We start from the raw sequence: 21,446 nt of genomic DNA on the forward strand, positions 1-21,446 counted from the left end.
CTCTCCTCGGGCGGCAGCGTGGTAGCTGTCATTGAGGCACACTTTGCGCCCCGTCTTGGCTCCGCGCCACCTGACATTTTGGAGAGATCGCGGCGCGGCGGCCGTGTCAGGTCCGGTAGAGCGAGGCTGCGAACTGCTCGATGATCTCGCCGATGGTCTGGGTACGCGTCTCGCCAAGCACGGTGCGCTGGATCAGCATGCCCATATGCGCCGCGATCACGAAATCGTTCGCCCGAAGCATCGCCTCCCACTGCTCCTCCCAGAACGGGAAGGTGCCGGTCATCTCGGAGAGCCACACCTCTTCATAGCGGCGCGCGGCCGGAACGAACATCTGTTCGAGCTCTGTCTCGGTGCGCGAGGCCACCGCAAGCTCAAGGTAAGCGGCATATTCGCGTGTCTGCACGCTGCGCCAATGCGCCGCCGTGGCAACCGCCACCACCTTGGCCGGGTCCAGCCCGGCGAGGTCCTTGAGATAGTCGCCGAGATAGAGCCGCATGCGTTTGTAGAACACGTGGTCGATAACCGCCGCGACGAGGTCGAGCCGGGTCGGGAAGTGGTGGTGCATCGCCCCGCGCGACGAGCCGGCGCGCTCGGCCACCGCCTGCGTAGTAAGGCCGGGATAGCCGCTCTCGACCAGGCAGTCGATCGCCGCCTCGACCAGCTTCAGGCGCGTACGCACGCTCTTGCGCTGCTGCCAGCTGGCGGGCGTGCCGGCAAGATCGGCCGGGCGCAGCGCCGCCAGCATCCTTTCGCCCGAAGCCGATCCGTTCTCGTCCATCCCCTCATCCTGCACAGGACAAAGCGGTTTTCCGCCTGATCAAAGTTCCAGTTTCCGTTATAGGGGGAAAGCCAGTAAACCGGCAACATTGTCGATTTTTGCGTGACTGGCTCCTGGCCGCGTCCGCGAACCGGCCAGACGGACCAATCAGGGGAACGTGCCGCATGACCGCCGAGCAACCCATTTCCCGCTATTCACCGGAATTCGACGTGGCCGTGCGCGGCGACACGATCACGGCCGATCGCTACATCACCCGCGAGTGGATGGACCTCGAGAACCGGAACCTCTGGCCCAAGGTCTGGCATCTGGGAGGTGTGCTTGCCGACCTGGAGGAGGAAGGCGACGTCATCCGCCACAATTTCGGCAAGGAATCAGTGATCATGGTCCGCCAGGCGGACGGCACGATCAAGGCGTTCTACAACACCTGCCCGCACCGCGGGAACCGCCTGATCGTGGGCGATGTGGGCGGGGCCCCGCGCATCACCTGCGGCTATCATGGCTGGCAGTTCGATCCCGATGGCACGCTCGTTCACGTTCAGGACCCGGACGACTTCGCCGGGGGAAGCCCCTGCGGCAAGGTGCGCCTGAGCGAGCTGCGCTGCCAGACCTGGGGCCCGTTCGTGTTCTGGTGCATGGATGACGACGTTCCGCCGCTGCTCGACTGGCTCGCCCCGCTGCCCGAGCGGCTTGCGGGCTACAAGCTCGACAACTGGGTGCGCGTGCTCAACGTCTCGGCCGATTGCCGGTTCAACTGGAAGATCATCCGCGACAATTTCAACGAGAGCTATCACCTCCCGACGATCCACCCGGAACTGGCGACATTCATCAATGACGGTCTGCCGACAACCTTGTTCGAGATGTATCCCAGCGGCCACAATTCGATGTGGATGGTCGGCCATCAGGCCACCACCCGCAAGGACTACGTCAGCGGCGACGTGCCTCCGGGGCTTTACGAGGCGGCGCAGGCCTGGGGCATCGATCCGATCGCATACCGCGGCCGCACCGGCGATATCCGCGAGGCGGTGATCAAGGCCAAGCGCGAGCACGGCGCGTCGCGCGGCTATGACTACAGCGGGATGACCGACCAGCAACTGGTCGACTATTTCCACTGCACGCTGTTCCCCAATCTCACCATCACCATGTCGCCCGAGCAGTGCCAGATCCTGCGCACCGAGCCGCACCCGACCGACCCCGAGCAGTGCATTTTCCAGCACTGGTGCCTCTATCCCCCAGCCGAGGGCATGGCCGAAGTCGAGACCCCGGTCGGCCCCGCTCCGCTGCGCCATGATGCGGTCCGCCACCATTCGGTCTATGGCGACGGCGTCTCGCTCGGCTTCGTCGCGGATCAGGACCTCTCGATCGGCACGACCCAGCAGCAGGGTCTCAATTCGCGCGGCTTCAAGGGCTTCATCCTGCCGGGTCAGGAAAAGCGCGTGCAGCGCTTCCACGAACTGCTGACCGACTACGTCACCGGCCAGCGCGCGTGACGGCGATCCCGGTCGAGGATCGGCTTGCGATCGAAGACCTCATGGTGGCCTATGCCCACGCGATCGACACGATGGGCGATCCCGCGGCCGTGCTTGCCCTGTTCACCGAGGATGCGGTCTACGATCTGTCCGGGATCGGCCTGCACACGCTGCACGGGCATGGCGAGATCCGTGCCTTCTGCGATACCGTCTTTGCGAACATGGCACATCAGGCCCACTATCTGAGCAACTTCGCGATTACCGCCTACGACGGCAATGCCGCGTCGGCCCGCGCCTATGTGAATGGCATGGGCGTCGGCAAGGATGGCAGCCGCGTATCCGCGCAAGGGCGCTATTATTTCGATCTTCTGCGCACCCCCGCCGGCTGGAAGGCCACGCGCTACAGCATGGATTTCCTCATGCCGCTCAGCGGGACACTGGACAACGCACGCTGACAGTGATGCGCACCTGCACCCGGTCGCCCAGCCCCACCCCTGCTGCCTTGCGCACCGCCACTTTCACCGGCAACAGATAGCCGCCATCGCGCGGGAACAGCGATGTGGTGAAGGCGGCACCGCTGATCGCGGCGGAAACCGGCACCACGCCCCAGCCGTAGCTTGCCTCACGGGCCGCATAGCGCAGTTCGCCGACCAGTTCGTCCGGCACAGCAACGAAGAGGAACGGCGCCGGCCCGCGCCATTCGATCACCGTTCCGGCAAAGGCGATTTCAGCGAGGGGCGATTGGTCGACGGCCATGGCTCAAGCCTATCACGGTGCACCGCGATCGAAAGCGTCCAGCATTGACCGGCCTTCCGATTGTGCGAACATGCTGCATGCGCATCACCACTCACCTGCTGGTCCTCGCGGCCTCATTGCTGCCCTTCGCCGCCGCTGCGCAGACTCATTCGGGCTTTCCAGTGAACGTAATTGTGCCCAAGGAGCCTTCGCCGGTCCAGGCTGGTGGCCGCACGCGGCTGGTCTACGAACTGCACATGACCAACTTCTATCCTGGCGCAATCGAGCTTGCGGGTATCGAAGTCGTCGATGGCGAAACCACGCTGGCGAGCTGGCGCGGCGCGGAGCTGAAGGCCATGCTGATGCCGGTCGGACCGGAGGCGGCGGCGGACAGCGTGCAAATGCTTGAAGGCGGCCGCACCGCCGTCGCCTTCATCGACCTGACGCTTGCACCCGGTGTTGCTGCGCCCCGGAGCCTCCGCCACCGCCTGCTGTTCTCGGTGAAGATCGGCGACGGCAAATTGATCGAGCGGACCGTCGAAGGCGTCGGCGTCGATATCCAGCCATCCCCGCTCCGGATCGCTCCGCCGCTGCGGGGCGGCCGCTGGGTCGCTGCCAACGGACTATTCGCAGCCGACCATCGCCGCTCGTTCAATGCGGTCGATGGCCGCGAACATCTGGCACAGCGGTTCGCCATCGATTGGGTCCTGCTCGGGCCCGACGGCCGTTTCTTTCGCAAGGACGCCTCGGCCAACGCCAATTTTCCGGGCTACGGCGCGGACGTGATCGCGGTTGCGAGCGGTGTCGTCTCGCACATCAAGGCCGATCTGCCCGACAATGCCGGCAACAACCCGCAAAGCGAACGCACGGTCACGCTGGAGAGCATCACCGGCAACGCGATCGTGCTCGACCTGGGCGGCGGGCGGTTTGCGCTCTACGCGCACTTGCAACCGGGCAGCATAAAGGTGGCGGTCGGTGACAGGGTCGAGGCCGGTCAAGTGCTGGCCCGGCTTGGCAACTCGGGCAATTCCGATGCGCCGCACCTGCACTTCCAGCTGATGGACGCCAATTCGCCGCTGGGCGCGGAAGGCATCCCCTACGAGCTTACCGCGTTTACCCAGACGGGTGTCCTCCCCGATCTCACCGCGCTCGATACCGGCAAGCCGTGGCAGCCTGCCGGCACCGAAAGCGTGGGGCATCGCGGGGAGTTCCCGGAGGATCGGGCTGTCGTCAGCTTCCCGTGAAGCTGGCGAATTGCTGCAGCGTCAGAGCTGCAGCAATTGCTTGCCCTTGTTCGATCCCGAAAACAGCCGCTGCAAGGTCGCGGGTGCATTCTCGAAGCCGTGCTGCACGTCTTCGCGGTAGGCGAGCTTGCCCTCGTTCACCCACTTGACCAGGCGGCGGCGGATCTCGGGGAACTCGCTGGCCCAGTCGAGCACGATAAAGCCCTGCATGCGCGCACGGCGGAACACGAGGTTGAAGTAGTTTTCGGGGCCGGCAGGCAGATTTCCCGTCTCGTAGCGGCTGATGCCGCCGCAGATGACCACGCGGGCGTTCGTTGCGATGCAGGCCAGCATGTCGTTGAGGATCTTGCCGCCGACATTGTCGAAGATCACGTTGATCCCGTTCGGCGCCAATTGCTTCAACTGCGCGCGCACCGGCCCCGCCTTGTAGTCGATGGCGTGGTCGTAGCCGGCTTCCTTCACCAGCCACTCGCACTTTTCCGGACCGCCTGCGATGCCGATCACGGTGCAGCCTGCAATCTTGGCCAACTGGCCGACGATCGAGCCCGTGGCCCCCGCCGCGCCCGAGACCACGACCGTGTCGCCCGCCACCGGCTCACCCACCTTGAACAGGCCGCAATACGCGGTCACGCCCGTGGTGCCGAGGATCGAGAGCATGGCCGTCGGCGGCAGTTCAGGCATCGCCGCGATCAGGCCCTCGCCGTCATGGACCAGGTATTCGCTCCAGCAGATCGAGCCCGACAGCACCGTGCCCACCGGGAACTTGCCGCCATTGCTTGCCACGACCTCGACGATCCCCGAACCGCGCATGACATCGCCAATCGCCATCGGCGCGACGTAGTCGGCGATGTTTTCCATCCAGCCCTTCTGCGCCGGATCGAACCCAAGGTAGAGCGTCTTCAGCAGCATCTGGCCCGGCCCGGGCTCGGGCAGGGTCGTCGCCACCAGCTTGAGGTCGTCATCATTGATGGGGCGGCCGCGTGGGTGTCCATTGAGCAGCCATTGGCGGGTTTCAGTCACACGTGGTCTCCCAGAAGCGTTGTTTCGAAGGCAAGACTAGCCGCAGCGCACCTCGCGCGGACCTACCGAATTGAATGAGCCCCAAAGGGCATCAGCGCGCCATGCCCGCCATGCGCGTGGCAAGCGCCGGATCGCGCGGATCGTTCCAGTCCTGCCGCGCCGCCCATTCGGCCAGGCTCGCCGGCTTGTGCTTGAAATGCAGCGCCATCTCCTCGGGCGAAACAACCAGCGGTGACTGTGCCTGCGCGTTGTACCACCGATAGAACGCGGCCATGCCGTCGTAGATCGAAAGCGGCTTCACTTCTGGCGAGCCCGTTACCAGCAGGCTCATCGCCGAGGCGAAGTCGTCGGGCGTCAGGCTCTTGAACGTGATCGCCTTGCCTGAAACTTCGCTCAGGATGGCCGCCACTTCGTCGCCCACCAATGCCTCCGGCCCGCCAACGCGGTAGCGCCCGCTCGGCAAGTCGGGGTTGGCGAGCGCCTCGACCATGAAGGCCGCCACGTCATCCAGGCAGATCCAGGAGATCTTGAGGTCGGGCTTGGCCGGATAGGCGAAGATGCCCTTGTTCACGATCCCCGGCTTGTTCCAGCTGCGGATCATGTTGTCCATGAACACGCGCGATTCGATGATCGCCCACTCGCATCCACTCGCCGCTATGGCCGCGATGATGTCGCGCCGACCGTCCATTGCCGGACTGCCGATATCCTCTTCGGCAATATGGCAGCTGGTGTGAAACACGATCCGCTTCACACCATTGGCCCGGCCAGCCGCCGCGATGTTCGCGCCCATTTTGCGCGCCAATTCGCGGTCAAAAACGAAGGGCAAGTGTGCGGCAATCGCGTCCATACCCGCCGCCGCAGCGATCATCGAGGCCTCGTCGTAGATATCCGCGGCCACCGTCTCGACGCCTGCGAACTCCGTGCCAGCCAGCGCTGCAGGGTTGCGCAGCGCCGCAACCGGGGTCATGCCCGCCGCGTTCAGGCGGGTCAGCAGCGGGTGTCCCTGGTCGCCTGTCGCGCCCAGAACCAGAATGCGCATCGTCGAAAATCCTTCCCTACTGGTTGGCCAGCCGCGCGGCCGCGCGCCCCGCAATGCAGCCGAACGTGAGCGCCGGCCCCAAAGTGCCGCCCGCCCCGGCATAGACGCTGCCCGTCGGGCAGGCGATGACGTTGCCCGCGCCGTAAAGTCCGGGGATCGGCTCGCCTTCCACATCCAGCACTTGCGCGCTCGCATTGGTCCGCGCCCCGCCATTGGTGCCGAGCGCGCCGAGCTTCAGCTGCACCGCGTGGAACGGCCCCTGGCTGAGCGGCCCCAAAGTCGCTGCCGCCCCGGGCCGTGAACGATCACCGTAGAAGTGATCGTACGCGCTCCCCCCGCGCCCGAAATCCGGGTCCTCGGCGCTTTCGGCATGGGCGTTGAAGCGCTCGACGGTCTGCAGCAATTGCGCAGCATCCACATCGATCTTGGCGGCAAGCTCCTCCAGTGTATCGCCGACGAACACCCAGTCGGGCAGCGTATCGAACGGCATCACCGGGCCGACCGGATAGCGCGCGCGATATTGCGCATCAAACACCAGCCACGCGGGATTGTTGGGATAGTCGTAAGTCGCCGGATCGAACTGGTGGAACGCGCCCGCCAGCGAGGAATAGTTGTTTGCCTCGTTGCAGAACCGCCGGCCCGCCCGGTTTACAAGCAGGCTGTGCGGCAGGGTGCGCTCGATCAGCACCGGCGCCGCACGCTGCTCGCCGCCCGGCCACTGCGCGCCGCCGATAGACAGTGTCGGCACCCACCACGCACTGGTCATGTTGCCCAGCCCCGCGCCGACAGACATGGCCAGCTTCAGCCCGTCGCCGGTGTTCGCCGGCGGTGAGGCCGGCATATCGAGCGGCCCGCGCAGGAAGGTCTTTTTGAGGCTCTGGTTCCACTCGAACCCGCCGGTCGCGAGAATGACTCCGCGTGCTGCGGTTATGCTGCGCTTCCCATCTGCGCCGGAAAACTCCGCGCCGACAACCCGGCCCTCCTCCACGAGCAGGCGCTCGGCCCGGAGGCCCAGCTGCGGCTCGATCCCCCGCGCAAGGCAGGCGGCCAGCAACCGCCCCACCATCGCCTGCCCGAACCCGCGCAGATCGGCCTCCGCCCGCCGCTTGAGTTCCGCCGGATCGACAAACCCGCTGCTTCCGCCCAGCGGCGTTTCGCGCAGCATCATCCGCTGGATCACGCCGTCGCTGAACACCTTCTCCGCCCAGGGCCCAAGTGTGGTGAAATCGAACAACTCGTTGTCGAGCGCCCGCCCGCCTTCGGCCTTGGCGCCGGGCCGGTCGAGGTAATAGTCCGGATAGCCCGGCAGGATGCTGACCTCGAGCGCGCCCGCTTCCTCCAGAAAGCCCAGCGCCTGCGGTGCCTCGCGAACGAATGCACCAAGCACATCGGCGTCCATCTCGCCGTGGTCGAGGCTGCCGAAATAGGCGAGCGCATCTTCCTCGCTGTCCGCCATGCCTGCCGCTTGCATGCGCGGGTTGTTCGCCGCCCAGATGATCCCGCCCGACACCGCCGCAGTGCCGCCCAGCCGCTCGCCCTTCTCGACGATCGTGACCGAAGCGCCCGCCGCATGGGCAGCGAGCGCCGCCGACATACCCGCCGCGCCCGCGCCGATGATCAGAACATCGGTGGCTTCGCTCACCTCAAAGGCCCCCGGCCACGAACAGGCACTGCCCCGTCACCCAGCCCGAAGCCGGCGAAACCAGATAGAGCGCCGCCGCCGCAATATCCTCCTCGCGGCCATAGCGCTGGAGCGGAATGGCGATCATCTCGCGCAGTGCCTCGCGCCGGGCCTCGTCCTCGGTGCGCATGCAAGCGTTGAAATTCTCGGTCGGGATCGGCCCGGGCGCCACGGCATTGACACGGATCTTCGGCGCCAGTTCGCGCGAAAGCGTCTGCGTCAGGCTGTTCACCCCGGCCTTGGCGGCGGCATAGGGTCCGTTCTTCACTTGCGGCCCGAACGCCGCGCGCGAGGAAGTGTTGAGGATCACACCGCCCGCCTCGCCCATGGCCTTGGCCGCCACGACCGCGCCCATCCACACCGCCTTGAGATTGAGATCGACTTGCGCGTCCCAGCTTTCCTCGGTGGTCTTGGTAAGATAGCGCGGATTGCCATCGGGAATGCCGCCGGCATTGCTCACCCAGATGCCGATTGGCCCGAGTTCCGCCGCTGCCCGCGCGGCGAGATTTTCGAGCGCCGCCATCGACGTCGCGTCGGTCGGCACCGCTAAAGCGCGCCGCCCGCGCGCCCGGATTTCCTCGGCCACCGCCTCGATATCTGCCGCCGTGCGCGCACCCAGCGCCACATCCGCTCCCGCCTCGGCAAGCGCAATCGCGATGGCCCGGCCAATGCCCTTGCCCGCGCCGGTGACGACAGCAACCTGTCCGTCGATGCGGAACCCATCAAGTATGCTCATGCGTTTTCGACCTGCCGTTCCATTTGCGCAACACGCGGGTCATTCGGATAGACCCACTCCTTGCCGATGACCTGCTCCACCGCGAGATGCGAGGGCACCCGATCCAGCCCGATCATCTTGTCGCAGGTCTGGTGAAAGCTGTAGATGCGCGCTTCCTGATAGCTCAGCGGCACGGACTTGAACCCGTCGCTTTCCATCGATTTCTGGATCGCCTCGCCGAACTGGGTGTCTTCCTGGATGATCGGGCTCATGTCGCGGCCGCCCTTGCCATCGGGCACGGTCCACAAGTCCGGCACCGGCCCGTCACCCCAGTCGAGCGCCATGGTGATGAGCTCGAGCCGCGTCGTGTTCAGCGAAGTCGGCCAGAAGATCAGCGGCGGAATGAAGAAGTTGGAGAGCGGCGAGACCCAGTTGGGGAACATCGTGTAGCTCTGCGTGGTGGTCCGGCCCAGTTCACCCACCGTCTCGATCGACTTCCATTCGGGCGGGTTGTCGATCGCGCGCACGTGCGCACGGTTGGTGTTTTTCGGCGCCGGCGCGATCATCCGGGCGTGGCCGTTGCCGTACATCGTGTTCACATTGCGCTTCGCATCGACCAGCGGCGCAACCGTTTCGGGGTGGATGAAGGGCACATGGTAGACTTCCATGTTGGCCTCCATCGCGACCTTCCAGTTGCACTTGAGATCAAATGACTGGCGCGCGGCGAGCTTCACCTTGTCGAACGCGAACTCTTCCCACTCGTCCCAGATCGGCCCCATCCACTCGCGCAGGGACATCGCATTGTCGTCGAGGTTCACGTAGATCAGCTTGCCGTACATCTCGCAGCGCACCGAAATCAGGCTGCGGCATGACTTGTCGAGGCCAGTGAAATCCTGTGCCTCGGGCACGCCGATCAGCTCGCCGTCCGTCTTGTAGGTCCAGTTGTGATAGCCGCACATCAATCGGGCACTGCGCCCGCGCTGCACGGTGACCACCGGTGCGCCGCGGTGGCGGCAGGTGTTGTAGAACGCGCGCACCACCCCATCCATGCCGTGGACGATGATCAGCGGCTGCCCGGCATTGTCCCACTGCATGAAGCAGCCCGGCTCGGGCACTTCATCGAGGTGCGCGGCAAACAGCCAGCTCTTCTTCCAGATGTACTGCTGCTCGAGGTCGTAATATTCCTGGCTCGTATAGCGCCCGGCAGGCATGTCCGGCAGATGCGGGAAGCCTTCGGGCGGCGCCGTGCGGGCCGCTTCCCATTCCATCAGCTGCTTGATCGTATCGACCGTCTGCTGATTCATCATCTGCCGATCCTTTCCATTTCGCAGGCGTTCAGGGGTTCCCCGCAATCACCGATCTTGCGTCGTCCACGCGGATCGCGGCGCCGTTGATGAACTTGCTCTCGTCAGAGGCGAGGAACACCACCGTGTAGGCAATGTCGTCGGGCTCGCCGAGCTTGACCAGCGGTCCGCCGCTCACGACCTCGGGATCACGCATCAGCGCGGCCTGCCGCCCCACTTCGATCACCATCGGGGTCAAGATACCGGCCGGATGGATCGAATTGCAGCGGATGTTGTAACCGCTCTTGGCGCAGTGCACCGCAACCGCGCGGGTCAGCCCCTCTACCGCGCCTTTCGCTGCGCAATAGGCCGCCACCGCGCTTTCGCCCTGAACCGAAGCGATCGAGGCCATGTTGACGATCGAGCCGCCGCCCGTCTCCTTCATCACCCGCACCGCATGCTGGCAGCCGAACCAGGTGCCGTCGGCGCTCACCGCCATGATGAAGCGATAGTCCTTCTCGGTCTGGGTCTCGATATCGCCGAGCTCGACGACGCCCGCATTGTTGACCAGAATGTCGAGCTTGCCGTGCCGCGCGACGACATCGTCGACCAGCGCCTTCCATTCTGCATCGTGGCGCACATCGAGATACTGAAACTCGGCCATCTCGCCCAGTTCGCCCGCGACGCGCTCGCCGTTTTCACGGTCCACATCGGTCAGGATCACCCGCGCGCCTTCGCGGACGAACATGCGCGCATCGGCCTCGCCGAGGCCCTTGGCCGCGCCGGTGATGATCGCCACTTTTCCTGCAAGCCTGCCCATCTCGCTGTGTTCCTCTCAATTATGCAAGTTCCCACCAATTCACCCCGGATGCTAGGCAGACGTTACTAGCAAAAGAGAGGGGTGAGGCCGTGGCGCTGACGACAGACGAGCTCCTGGCACGCGAGGAGATCCGCGATCTGCTCCACCGCTATTGCAAGGGCATAGATCGGCGCGACTGGGCGATGGTGCGCGCCTGCTTCGCCGATGATCATGTCCACAAGCACTCGACCATCGAGGGTTCGGCGGATGATTTTGTGCGGATGGCCAGCGCTGTGCTGAGCACCATCCCAACCACCCACCACACCGTCGGCAATGTCCACTTCGCTTTCGCCGAGGATGGCCTGAGCGTGGAAACCGAGGCCAACTTTGTCGCCTACCACCTGATCGAGGCTGGCCACACGGAAGGCACGCCGGTGCCGACAGGTGGCAAGGCGACCGACTGGATCGTTGCGGGGCGCTATTGCGACCGGTTCGAAAAGCGCGATGGGCGCTGGATCATCGTGCGACGGCAGGCATACCACGACTGGGAACGCGTCGATCCGGCGAACTGACTTTGCCGCCGTTCGTGTCGAGCGAAGTCGAGACACCTCGCGCCTGGTGTCTCGACTTCGCTCGACACGAGCGGGAGTGGGTTTGAAATCGAATAACAGGAACTTTTGGGAGAGAACTTGATGCGACTGAACGGCAAGACCGCCCTTATCACCGGCGGCTCCTCTGGCCTCGGCGCCGCCATGGCCAAGCGCTTTGTCGCCGAAGGGGCGTCGGTCGTGATTGGCGATATCGACGATGCGGGGGGTGAGGCGCTGGCCGCCGAACTCGGCGACAATGCACGCTACGTGCACCTCGACGTGACGCAGGAAGCCGATTGGGCCAGCGCCGTGGACGGCATCGAAACGCTCGACTGCGTGATCAACAATGCCGGCATCACCACCGCGGGCAATATCGAGCAGGTCACGCTCGCCCAGTTCCGCCACGAGTTCGAGATCGACGTCGTCGGCGTGTTCCTCGGCTGCAAGTATGCGGTGGCCAAAATGAAAGAGCACGGCGGCTCGATCATCAACATGTCCTCGCTTGCGGGCATCCGCGCCAACGCCGATCTCGTCGCCTACAACGGCGCCAAGGCCGCCGTCGCGCACATGACCAAGTCGATCGCGGCGCATTGCGGCAAGAGCGGCTATGGCATCCGCTGCAACTCGATCCACCCCGGCGTGATCCGCACCCCGATCCTCGACAAGGTCCTCGCGCAGGTCCCCAATCCGGACGAAGTCTACGCCGGCTGGGTCGCCGTCCACCCGATCGGCCGCATCGGCACGCCCGAGGAAATCGCCGCCATCGCGGTCTATCTCGCCTCCGACGAATCGACCTTCACCACCGGCGCCGAATTCCGCATCGACGGGGGAAGCTCGATCTGATGAACCCGATCAGCCTCGCCTCGGGCGTTGTCCCCGAATTCGGACCCGTGGAGACGATCCGCGCCGCTGCGTTCGGCGGTTTCGATCAGGTCGGCCTATGGGTCGACCCGGCGACCTGGACCGAAACCCTGACGCACGAGGCGCGCGCTGCACTGGCGGACACGGGCCTGCCGCTGCTCGATGTCGAAGTCATCTGGATCCAGCCCGGCAGCGACATGGGGCTGCACAAGAAGGTGATCGATGTGGGTGCGGAGCTGGGCGCGAAGAATGTGCTCTGCGTCTCCTCCGAACCGGACATGGCCGCAACCGCCGCGCACCTCAATGAGCTTTGCGTCCATGCCGAAGGCTCGGGGATGCGGGTTGCGCTGGAATTCGGCATCTTCACCGAGGTAAAAAACCTCGCCATGGCGCTTGGCGTGCTGGATCAGGTCGGCCACCCGCTGCGCGCTCTGCTGATCGACCCGATTCACGTCGACCGGTCGCTGACCCCGGTCGCCGATCTGGCAAAGGTGCCGCGCGAGTTGCTGCCCTACGCCCAGTTCTGCGACGCGCCCGCCAAGCGCCCCGATCCGACCGATTTTGCCGCAATCATCGAAGACGCCATCGACCTTCGCGAACAATGCGGCGAAGGCGCGCTGCCGCTGGCGGACATGTTCAAGGCGCTCCCGCCCGGCATCCCGCTCAGCATCGAACTGCGCTCAAAGGGGCTGCGGGATGGCTTTCCGGATCCAGGCGAACGCGCGAAAGCCGTGGCGGCTGCGACGCGGCGCTGGCTGGCGGGTCAGGGCTGACTGCCACCCCAAAACATCGTCACGGCGGGCGCATTGACGAATTTGTAGGGAAAGGCAGCCCGTTTGAGGCTCAACGCCCCTTCACAAACGCCGCCACATCATCGTGCAGCGCCCGCAGCGAATCCTCGTGCGCATAGACCATGTGGCCTGACGGATAGTACTTGAAGGAAATGTTCCCGCGCAGGCTCTCCGGGACCGGCAGATGCCGCATTTCGAAGCGCCCTTCGAAATAGGGTGTCGCGGTGTCGTAATAGCCGCCGAGCACCAGAACCTTGAGCGTCGGATTGGTCTTCAAGGTATAGGCAAGGTCCGGCAGCACGTTGAGAGCGCCCGAGACCGGACCGCTCGCGTTTGTTGGCTTGTGGCGCAAATCCCACTGCCCGACGTCGGCAAACAGCTTGAACGCCTTGCCGGCGCCATAACCGAGCTTCCCGCGCGCATAGTCGTTGAACGCCGAGACATAGGCAGAACTGATCGCGCTCGACTGCGGATCGTACTGCGCCTCGCGGCTCAGTACATCGAGGCTTGGCGCGGCAAAGCGGGTATCGAGCCGGCCCACGGTCAGCCCTGCCGCGTCCGCCACGTTGCGGTTGAACTGCCCCACATTCACGCGCAGGTTTGAGCGCAGCAGATAGTCGGCGGTCAGCCCGGTATAGCCCGCCAGCTTTTCGGCGATCGCCTTGCGTTCGGCTTCGGGCAGGTCATTGCCCTTGATAAGCGCCGCCGCATAGTCGCCGGTGGCAAAGCGCTCCACTTCGGCCAGGAACGGCTCCAGCTGGGCCGGACGTCCGCCGGGCAGCCGGTTGTGGTACCACGCCGTCGCGGCATATGTCGGCAGCGCTGCCACATAGGCGACATCGACGCCGGGATTGTACTGCGGCTCGTCGGCGTTGAAGTCGTAGTTCAGGATCTGCGAAAGCAGCATGATCCCGTTGAAATCGACCGCGTCCGAAGATTGCAACCTTGCCGCCAACGCAACCGCGCGGGGCGTGCCATAGCTTTCGCCGAAGAGATAGCGCGGCGAATTCCAGCGCTGGTACTTGCTGAGGAACTGCTTGATGAACTCGGCAAAGGCATAGACATCCTGATCGGTGCCGTAGAACGCCTTTTCCTTGTCTTTTCCCGCAATCCGGCTGAACCCCGCCCCCGGCGCATCGATGAACACGAGGTCTGCCACATCGAGGGGGCTGTCCGCATTGTCGACCACCTTGTAGGGTGCAGGGGCGGTGTGGCTGTCATCCGCCGTCACCACACGCCGCGGCCCGAACGCGCCCATGTGCAGCCACACGGTGGCCGACCCCGGCCCGCCGTTGAACACGAACATGATCGGGCGATCCGCCGCGAGCGCGCCTTTCTTGAAATAGGCGGTGTAGAACATCGAGGCTTCGGCCGGGGCCTCGTCGCCCGTGGCAGAGGCCTTGGGCTTTGCTGCGTCGTCCCAACCCTGGGGATGGACGACCAGCGTGCCCGCCACCGCCTTGTAGTCGATCCGTGCGCCCCGCACGGTGACCGAGCCTTCGCTCGCCACTTCCTCCGGCTCGAACAGTGCGGATGGCGGGGCCTTCGTGACCCCGACCGGTTTTGCCGCATCCGCCAGCTTTTCCGCCGCCACCGCTGCCGTGCTCAGCCCGAATGCCAGAGCCAGTGCCGAAATTCCGAGCAACCGCATGAAACGCCTCATTTGCAAACAAAAACCGTCGCGGTTGGTCGCACCGCGCCGGTTGATTGTCCAGCCTTGCGAATTGCAATCCAGAGGCTGCGCGAAGCCGCTCTGGATTGCTTCGCTCCGCTCGCAACGACGAGTTGCGGGAGGGACCGCCCCGCCCGTTCGTCATTGTGAGGAGCGAAGCGACGAAGCAATCCAGAGCAAGCTACGCTCCGCTTCGACGAAAACTACCCCGCCGAAGGTCGATGCGCCGTATCAGACCAGTCCTGCCGCGCGACCCACTGCGCCAGCGTTTCCAGCTCGATCCCCGGCAGGCGCTCCATCATCGCCTCGGTGTTCACTTCGAAGGGCTTGGTCGGCGCGTTGTTGTTGTAGTTGTAGAACGCCGCAATGCCTGCCGAGAAGGGCTTGCGCTCCTCCTCCGCCATCGAATCCCCCAGCGCGCCCACAAGCAGGTCGCCGAACTCTTCCGGAGTGCAGGGATCGTAATTGATCGTATGGCCGAAGTGGTCGGAAAGGATCTGCGCGACCTGCGGCGGCAGCAGGCGCTCCGGCCCGCCGATGTTCATCCAGGTGCCTTCCATGTCCGGCCGGTCCATCGCGTGGATCATGATCTTGGCGACGTCATCAAGGCTGATCCAGTTTGCGCCCAAGGTCGGCTTGTGCGGATAGACGTAGCGGTGCTCGTGCATGATGAACGGGCGTGCCCAGTTGGTGAGCAGGTTGTCCATGAACAGCACCGAGCCGAACACCGTCGCTGGCACGCCCGAGCGGAACAGCGCGTTGATGCCCGCCGTGTTGCCGGCATAAGTGAAGGCATCGCCCGGCTTGTCCGGGATCCAGCTCGAGGTGTTCCAGACAAAGCGCTTGGCGTCGACTTCCTTCGCCGCCTCGCCGATCCAGCCGGCCAGTTCGGCGCGGGAATCGCGCAGCTGCAGCGGGTGGTTGTAGAACACTGCGTCCGAGCCTTCGAGCGCCTTGGTGTAAGTCGACCGGTCATAGAGATCGATCACCCGTGTCTCGATATCGGCGTTGGTCGGCCCGAGATCGGGCTTTTCGTTGCGCGAGAGCGCGCGGACCGAGTGCCCTGCGGCGACAAGCTGGCGCACCTGAGCCAGCCCTTGCCGGCCGGTTGCGCCCACGACGGAAACCAGTGCCATTTCGCATCTCTCCTCTTCGGTGAAGCTGCCCGGCTCTCTCGTCCGGTGCGGCAAACTTGTGCTCTAACTCTCTTCGTCACCCCGGGCTTGACCCGGGGTCCCGCTACCTTCCCCCGTCGCGTCCGCGTCCAAGCGGGACCCCGGATCAAGTCCGGGGTGACGGGGTATTGTTCAGCTCCGGATTGCGCTGGCCCCGTCGACATTGAGGTCAGTGCCGCTGGTGAAGCTCGAATCCTCGCAGCTCAGAAACAGGATGGCCCGCGCCACTTCGTCCGGCTCGCCCACGCGGCCCATCGGGTGCGCGGAAGCCATCACCGCCTCGATCTGCTCCGGCGTCGCCCCGCCTGCATTGAGGTAGCGGTTGTACATCGGCGTGCGAATCGCGCCGGGATGCACAGCGTTGGCGCGGATCTTGAGGCCGCGCTCCGCGCAATCGAGCGCCACTGTCTTGGTGAGATGCGTGACGCCCGCCTTCGAGGCGCAATAAGCCGCCATGTTGCCCGACGCGCGCTGCGCGAGCATCGAACCGATGTTGACGATCGTCGCGTCCTCGCCCGATGCCGCCAGCGCCGGGAGCGCCGCACGGCAGCCGTAGAAGGACCCCGTCAGGTTGATGTCGATATGCCGGTGCCAGCTGTCGAGATCGACATCGACGGTGTTCCCCGGCTCGGAAATGCCGGCAATGTTGCACAGCGTCGTCAGCTTGCCGAAGCGCGCCAAGGTTGCAGCAACCGCCGCTTCCCACTGCGCCAGATCGCGCACATCAAGCTGCACCGCATCGGCGTTCGGCCCCAGCGTTGCGGCATGGGCCTTGGCCTTGTCCAGCTGCAGATCGCCCAGCATCACGCTGCCGCCTTCCGCCACGAACAGCGCCGCAACCGTGCCGCCGATCCCTTCCGCACCGCCCGAAATGAGCGCGACCTTGCCGGTCATCTTACCCATCAATCAGCGCTCCAGAATGCAAACACCGGACAGGCCCGGGGCGCCGTAGACGTGGCTGTAGGCTGCCATGGGCGAACCCGGCACCTGCCGCCCGCCGCCCCGGCCGCGCAGCTGCACGGTGTTTTCGTAGACCTGACGCAGCCCCGAAGCGCCGATCGGCTCGCCGCAGGCAAGGCAGCCGCCGTCGGTGTTGACCGGCAGGGTGCCGCCGATCTCGGTGCGGCCCTCGCGCAGCCACTGTTCCTGTTCACCATCCTTGCAGAAGCCGTTCTCGGCCATGTGCATGATTTCGGCGCCGGATTCGGTGTCCTGCAGCTGCGCGACCGAAATGTCTTCCGGCCCGATCCCGGCCTGCTCGAACGCGGCCTTGGAAGCCAGGATCGTGGGCTTGCCGCCATTGTCGATGTCGACCGAGGGCGCAAAAACCTCGAAAGAGCCCGGCGGACGCGTGCGCACCGCAACACTGGCGATCTTGATCGCGTCAGCGCCCAGTTCGCGCACTTTCTTGCCGCTCGCCAGGATCAGCGCCACCGCACCTTCGGCGGGCGAGCAGAACATGTACTTGGTCAGCGGATCGTTGACCATCGGCGCATTGAGGATCGTCTCGAGATCGACCGGCGAGCGTCGCCATGCGTGATCGGCATGGACCCCGTTGCGGAAAGCCTTCTCCGCCACACGGCCAAGCGTCTCGCGGCTGATCCCGTAAAGCTGCATGTAACGCTGGATCTTCAAGGCGAAGAACTGCGTCGTCAGCATCATGCCGGTCTGGCCGTACCATTCAGGCAGGCCGTAGTCCTTTGGCTTGGCATTGAACGCGCCGCGCGGGTGCTTGTCGAAGCCCACTGCGAGCGCCACGTCAAACTCGCCCGCCGCGATGGCGTTGCGCGCCGATGCCAATGCAGAGCCGCCGGTGGCACAGCCGTTGGCGACGTTGATGAACGGCAGGCCCGTCAGGCCCAACTCGTTGACCATGATGTCCGCGCTGCCCGCCGCAGCCGAACCGCCATAGGCGCAGCCCACATCGGTCCAGTCGATTCCGGCATCGGCCATCGCCTGACGCACGGCAAAAACGCCCTGATCGCGGCCCGAGCGGCCATCAGTGCGGCCGAAGGGGTGGATGCCCGCCCCGATGATATAGACGTCTTCCATCACGCTTTCTCCGGACGAAACGCATAAGTGGCGCGGGTCGCGTCAAACGGCGCGACCACGAATTCCATCGGCATGCCAAGCTTCAGATCCTCGAGCTTCGCTTCGACGATCCGCGTCTCGACGATCACCTCGCCGGGCAACTCGACATAACCGAGGAGGTAAGGCTGGAACGGCTCGGGCCCCTCGAAGGGTTCCTTGGGCTGGAAATCCTGCCGGGTCCACGACCACAGCGTACCCTTGCGCGAGAGCCGCACCGGTTCGACCCCCTCGGCCGCATCGCCGCTGGGGAACGGGAACACGAACTTGCCCGAAGGCAGGCGTCCGCCGATAAGTGCCGGCTCGGCGTCATTGGTCCACAAATTTGCCGCAATGGGCTCAAGCAGGTGCGCCATAATACCTTTCCTGCGTCTGGCGACCGCTGCCACAAGGCAGGTCATCGGTCCCGTCGTCGCCAGCATCGTGGCACCAATTGCCCGGAGCGACGATCATTGAAAATGGTAGGCAGCGGCGCAAGCGTCTCCCCCTTTGTGTTAGTCGCCCCCGGCGCTCGGAATGCCTAGCCCTAGACAAAACGAGGAGCGGGCGTCTTGGGAGAGCATCGCCACTACCGCCATTTCGTGCTGGCCGTGATCACCTTCGGCGGCATGCTCAATATAACCGACCGGCTGATCCTCTCGATCATGCTCGAGGATATCAAGCGCGCCTTTTCCCTGTCGGACACCGAGATCGGCCTGATCACCGGCTTCGCCTTCACCGTTTTCTACGTCGTCTGCGGCCTCCCCATCGCCTGGCTGGCCGACCGGATGAGCCGCCCGCTGATCATTGCGGTCTCGATCGCCTCGTGGAGCCTGATGACCGCACTGTGCGGCGCGGCGACCGGCTTCTGGACATTCTTCCTCGCACGCATGGGCGTGGGCATCGGCGAATCGGGCAGCGGCCCCGCAGGCACCTCGCTCCTCACGCAGACGTTCAAGGGCCATGAGCTTGGCCGCGCCATGGGCATCTATTTCCTCGGCCCGACCCTCGGCACCGCTGCAGGCCTGATCCTCGGCGGCGTGCTCGCCCATGCGGTCGGCTGGCGGATGACATTCTTTCTGCTCGGCGTGCCGGGGATGCTCTTCGCGCTTTTCGTCTTTTTCACCATCAAGGAACCCGGCGGCCGCCCCATCCCGCCCAAGGTCAGCCTCGCCGAAGGGCTTGCCGCGTGGCTTGTTGGCATTCGCGCGCTCTGTGCCAACCGCGTGTTCATGGCCGGCTCGATGGCCTTCGGGTGCATGATCGTCACCGGCTACGGCTTTGCCACCTGGCTGGCGGCGATCATGCTGCGCGGGTTTCATGTCACCACCGCCGATGTCGGCTTCTACCTCGGCCTCGCTTTCGTGCTTGGCGGCATTCCGGGCCCGCTGCTTGGCGGCTACCTCACCGACTGGCTGGTGCGCCGCGATGCCCGGTGGCGCGCGTGGCTACCCGCCATAGCCACCCTCGCGTGCCTGCCGCTCTACCTGGCCGCCCTGCTCAGCACGAACTTCTGGACCTTCCTCGGGCTCTTCTCCTGCGGCTACCTCGTGTTCCTCGTCGCGCAGGCGCCGACTGTCTCGCTGATCCAGCTCGCCGTGCGGCCCGACGAGCGCGCGATGGCGATGGCCGTCGCGATGATCTTCAACAACCTTATCGGGCAGGCCCTCGGGCTGTTCCTGATTGGGCTGGCGAGCACCAGCCTGACCCCGACGTTCGGGCCCCAGGCGCTCACCTGGGCGCTGATCGGCGTGAGCACGGCCTTCGCCATCCCCGCGGTCGTGTTCTACCTCCTCGCGGCGAGCGGCCTTGAGCGCGGTCCCCTCAAAATGATGAATGGCCCCGACTCTTCGCAGGCGTAGACTGCTCCAAACTGGACTGGCCATAAGTCCAAGGGAGAGCGGACAAATGGTGGAAACCAAGACCGGGCACGACCGTACAGCCGGCGTGACCTACCTCGATGTGATCAAGGCCGACACGGTTCCGCCGCCGCCGGTCTATATGGAGGAATCGCCCTATCCCGGCGGCGTCACCAAGGTCGCCACCCACCGCTACTGGACCAAGGAAGAGCACGAGCGCGAGGTCGAGCGGCTGTGGAAGCGCGTCTGGCAGATGGCCTGCCATGAGGACGATATTCCCAATGTCGGCGACACTCATGTCTACGAGATCGCCGGCCTCTCCTACATTGTCGTGCGCAATGCCCCGGGCGACGGCCCCGGCGCGGTCAAGGCCTTCCCCAACGCCTGCCTCCACCGCGGCCGCCAACTGTGCGAGGCGCACCGGCAGGGCCTCAAGGTGCTGCGCTGCCCGTTCCATGGCTGGTCATGGCACCTCGATGGCAAGCTCAAGGAAGTGCCCAGCCACTGGGATTTCCCGAGCGTGACCGAAGAGGAATACGCGCTCCCTGCCGTGTCGGTCGGCCACTGGGGCGGCTTCGTGTTCATCAACCCCGATCCGGACGCTGAACCGCTCGCCGCTTTCCTCGGCGATATCGACCGCCACTTCTCGCGCCCGTTCAAGACCCGTTACAAGGCCGCGCACATGGTCAAACGGCTGCCGTGCAACTGGAAAGTGGCGCAGGAAGCCTTCATGGAATCCTACCACGTCGTCGGCACCCATCCCGAACTCCTGCCGATGTTCCTTGATACGGGCTCGAAGTACGATGTCTGGCCCAACGTCTCGCGCGCCATGTCCGCATCGGGCCCGCCGAGCGCGCACACCGATCTCGATGCGCCCGATCCGAGCGCGTTCCCCGAAGGCCAGGCCTTCACCAGCTTCCGCCATCCGCTTTCCGACCACGTCTACCGCCGCATCGAGGAAAACCGGGTCGAGGTGACTCGCCCCGACGGCAAGACCGGCCTGTTCGACATGAATGCGAACCATCTCGAAGGCGAAGTCGTCAACGCCGATCCACACATGTGCAACTGGATCGCCGGCAAGATCGCGCCCGGCGATGAGAACATGCCCACGCGCTTTGCCGGGGCCTCATCACAGGATTTCCGCGCCGATGCCGCACGCGACCGGCGCGACCTGATGCGTTCGCAGTGGGGTGATGCGATCGATGCGGTGAGCGACGCCGACATGATCGACGCGATCTTCTACTCGGTATTCCCCAACCTGCACCCCTGGGCAGACTTCAACCCGATTTTCTATCGCTTCCGCCCCGACGGGAACAACCCGGAGCAATCGCTGCACGAAGTCATGTACATGCTTCCCGTGCCCGATGGCGAGGAGCGCCCGGCGCCCGCCAAGTGCACCTTCCTCGATCTCGAGGACGACTACACCAAGGCGACCGAGTTTGGCAGCTATCTCAACAAGATCTTCAATCAGGACGGGCTCAACCACGCCGCCGTGCAGAAGGGCCTGCACAATCACCCCAAGGGCGAGGTGATTTTCGCCAGCTATCAGGAAAGCAAGATCCGCGATTTCCACAACAAGCTCAACCGCTGGCTGGATAGCGAAACCCCGCCGAAAAGCTGCTGACCCCCCAGGCCCCCTCCCGCGCAGTCTGCGCCCGTCGAAGGACCGTG

At 65.0% G+C, this 21,446-nt stretch carries 21 protein-coding genes; 8 read left to right on the forward strand and 13 right to left on the reverse strand.

The genetic code is table 11. The features are described from left to right. Positions 1-106: 106 nt before the first annotated feature. Positions 107-778, reverse strand: coding sequence for a TetR/AcrR family transcriptional regulator (locus WCL10_RS02910; protein WP_336894124.1), 672 nt, complete (start codon positions 776-778; stop codon positions 107-109). A gap of 164 nt (positions 779-942) precedes the next feature. Between WCL10_RS02910 and WCL10_RS02915 the strand changes: the two genes are divergently transcribed. Together WCL10_RS02915 and WCL10_RS02920 are read left to right on the forward strand one after the other, a co-directional pair. Continuing rightward, on the forward strand, positions 943-2,265 hold the full coding sequence (locus WCL10_RS02915) for an aromatic ring-hydroxylating dioxygenase subunit alpha (protein WP_336894125.1): 1,323 nt from the start codon (positions 943-945) through the stop codon (positions 2,263-2,265). Beyond that, on the forward strand, positions 2,262-2,699 hold the full coding sequence (locus WCL10_RS02920) for a nuclear transport factor 2 family protein (protein WP_336894126.1): 438 nt from the start codon (positions 2,262-2,264) through the stop codon (positions 2,697-2,699). The genes WCL10_RS02915 and WCL10_RS02920 overlap by 4 nt, the downstream gene beginning before the upstream one ends. On the opposite strand, the gene WCL10_RS02925 is transcribed toward WCL10_RS02920, so the two are convergent. Further along, positions 2,671-3,000 carry a DUF1905 domain-containing protein gene (locus WCL10_RS02925; RefSeq protein WP_336894127.1) on the reverse strand — a complete coding sequence of 110 codons (330 nt, stop codon included), beginning with the start codon at positions 2,998-3,000 and terminating at the stop codon, positions 2,671-2,673. The two genes, WCL10_RS02920 and WCL10_RS02925, sit on opposite strands and share 29 nt — an antisense overlap. 77 nt (positions 3,001-3,077) lie before the next feature. Here WCL10_RS02925 and WCL10_RS02930 point away from each other — a divergent pair, with 77 nt between their 5' ends. Then, the gene (locus WCL10_RS02930; RefSeq protein ID WP_336894128.1) at positions 3,078-4,223 is read left to right on the forward strand and encodes a M23 family metallopeptidase; all 1,146 of its coding nucleotides are present in this window, start codon (positions 3,078-3,080) and stop codon (positions 4,221-4,223) included. A gap of 21 nt (positions 4,224-4,244) precedes the next feature. Here the strand turns inward: WCL10_RS02930 and WCL10_RS02935 are convergent, their stop codons facing one another. The 6 genes from WCL10_RS02935 to WCL10_RS02960 form a co-directional block, all read right to left on the reverse strand. Next, positions 4,245-5,243 carry an NADP-dependent oxidoreductase gene (locus tag WCL10_RS02935; RefSeq protein WP_336894129.1) on the reverse strand — a complete coding sequence of 333 codons (999 nt, stop codon included), beginning with the start codon at positions 5,241-5,243 and terminating at the stop codon, positions 4,245-4,247. Positions 5,244-5,334: 91 nt separating this feature from the next. Further along, positions 5,335-6,282, reverse strand: coding sequence for an NmrA family NAD(P)-binding protein (locus WCL10_RS02940; protein ID WP_336894130.1), 948 nt, complete (start codon positions 6,280-6,282; stop codon positions 5,335-5,337). A 16-nt stretch (positions 6,283-6,298) separates the two neighbouring features. After that, on the reverse strand, positions 6,299-7,924 hold the full coding sequence (locus WCL10_RS02945; protein ID WP_336894131.1) for an FAD-dependent oxidoreductase: 1,626 nt from the start codon (positions 7,922-7,924) through the stop codon (positions 6,299-6,301). Between the two features lies 1 nt (position 7,925). After that, positions 7,926-8,699, reverse strand: a complete 774-nt coding sequence (locus tag WCL10_RS02950; protein ID WP_336894132.1) for an SDR family oxidoreductase — start codon at positions 8,697-8,699, stop codon at positions 7,926-7,928. Beyond that, the gene (locus WCL10_RS02955; RefSeq protein ID WP_336894133.1) at positions 8,696-9,985 is read right to left on the reverse strand and encodes an aromatic ring-hydroxylating dioxygenase subunit alpha; all 1,290 of its coding nucleotides are present in this window, start codon (positions 9,983-9,985) and stop codon (positions 8,696-8,698) included. The genes WCL10_RS02950 and WCL10_RS02955 overlap by 4 nt, the downstream gene beginning before the upstream one ends. A gap of 28 nt (positions 9,986-10,013) precedes the next feature. Beyond that, the gene (locus tag WCL10_RS02960) at positions 10,014-10,781 is read right to left on the reverse strand and encodes an SDR family oxidoreductase (protein WP_336894134.1); all 768 of its coding nucleotides are present in this window, start codon (positions 10,779-10,781) and stop codon (positions 10,014-10,016) included. Between the two features lie 89 nt (positions 10,782-10,870). Here WCL10_RS02960 and WCL10_RS02965 point away from each other — a divergent pair, with 89 nt between their 5' ends. From WCL10_RS02965 to WCL10_RS02975, 3 genes are all read left to right on the forward strand, one after another. Further along, positions 10,871-11,332, forward strand: coding sequence for a nuclear transport factor 2 family protein (locus WCL10_RS02965; RefSeq protein WP_336894135.1), 462 nt, complete (start codon positions 10,871-10,873; stop codon positions 11,330-11,332). Between the two features lie 120 nt (positions 11,333-11,452). Further along, positions 11,453-12,193 (forward strand): glucose 1-dehydrogenase, encoded by a 741-nt coding sequence (locus tag WCL10_RS02970; RefSeq protein WP_336894368.1) that lies wholly within the window; start codon positions 11,453-11,455, stop codon positions 12,191-12,193. Then, positions 12,193-12,984, forward strand: coding sequence for a TIM barrel protein (locus WCL10_RS02975; protein ID WP_336894136.1), 792 nt, complete (start codon positions 12,193-12,195; stop codon positions 12,982-12,984). Before WCL10_RS02970 ends, WCL10_RS02975 begins: the two co-directional genes overlap by 1 nt. Before the next feature lie 70 nt (positions 12,985-13,054). Here the strand turns inward: WCL10_RS02975 and WCL10_RS02980 are convergent, their stop codons facing one another. The 5 genes from WCL10_RS02980 to WCL10_RS03000 all read right to left on the reverse strand — a co-directional run bounded on the left by WCL10_RS02980 (position 13,055) and on the right by WCL10_RS03000 (position 18,293). Beyond that, positions 13,055-14,653, reverse strand: a complete 1,599-nt coding sequence (locus tag WCL10_RS02980) for a peptidase S10 (RefSeq protein WP_336894137.1) — start codon at positions 14,651-14,653, stop codon at positions 13,055-13,057. A 224-nt stretch (positions 14,654-14,877) separates the two neighbouring features. Then, positions 14,878-15,810 (reverse strand): NmrA family NAD(P)-binding protein, encoded by a 933-nt coding sequence (locus tag WCL10_RS02985; protein ID WP_336894138.1) that lies wholly within the window; start codon positions 15,808-15,810, stop codon positions 14,878-14,880. Between the two features lie 171 nt (positions 15,811-15,981). Beyond that, on the reverse strand, positions 15,982-16,752 hold the full coding sequence (locus WCL10_RS02990) for an SDR family oxidoreductase (RefSeq protein WP_336894139.1): 771 nt from the start codon (positions 16,750-16,752) through the stop codon (positions 15,982-15,984). 3 nt (positions 16,753-16,755) lie between these two features. Next, entirely contained in the window at positions 16,756-17,904 is a 1,149-nt protein-coding gene (locus WCL10_RS02995) for a thiolase family protein (RefSeq protein WP_336894140.1), read from the reverse strand. Next, positions 17,901-18,293 (reverse strand): OB-fold domain-containing protein, encoded by a 393-nt coding sequence (locus tag WCL10_RS03000; protein WP_336894141.1) that lies wholly within the window; start codon positions 18,291-18,293, stop codon positions 17,901-17,903. Before WCL10_RS03000 ends, WCL10_RS02995 begins: the two co-directional genes overlap by 4 nt. Before the next feature lie 195 nt (positions 18,294-18,488). Between WCL10_RS03000 and WCL10_RS03005 the strand changes: the two genes are divergently transcribed. Continuing rightward, the gene (locus WCL10_RS03005) at positions 18,489-19,778 is read left to right on the forward strand and encodes an MFS transporter (RefSeq protein WP_336894142.1); all 1,290 of its coding nucleotides are present in this window, start codon (positions 18,489-18,491) and stop codon (positions 19,776-19,778) included. 46 nt (positions 19,779-19,824) lie between these two features. Then, positions 19,825-21,399, forward strand: a complete 1,575-nt coding sequence (locus WCL10_RS03010; RefSeq protein ID WP_336894143.1) for an aromatic ring-hydroxylating dioxygenase subunit alpha — start codon at positions 19,825-19,827, stop codon at positions 21,397-21,399. The last annotated feature ends 47 nt before the right edge of the window (positions 21,400-21,446 follow it).

Source organism: Novosphingobium sp. (assembly GCF_037133355.1).
Taxonomy (GTDB): Bacteria; Pseudomonadota; Alphaproteobacteria; order Sphingomonadales; family Sphingomonadaceae; genus Novosphingobium.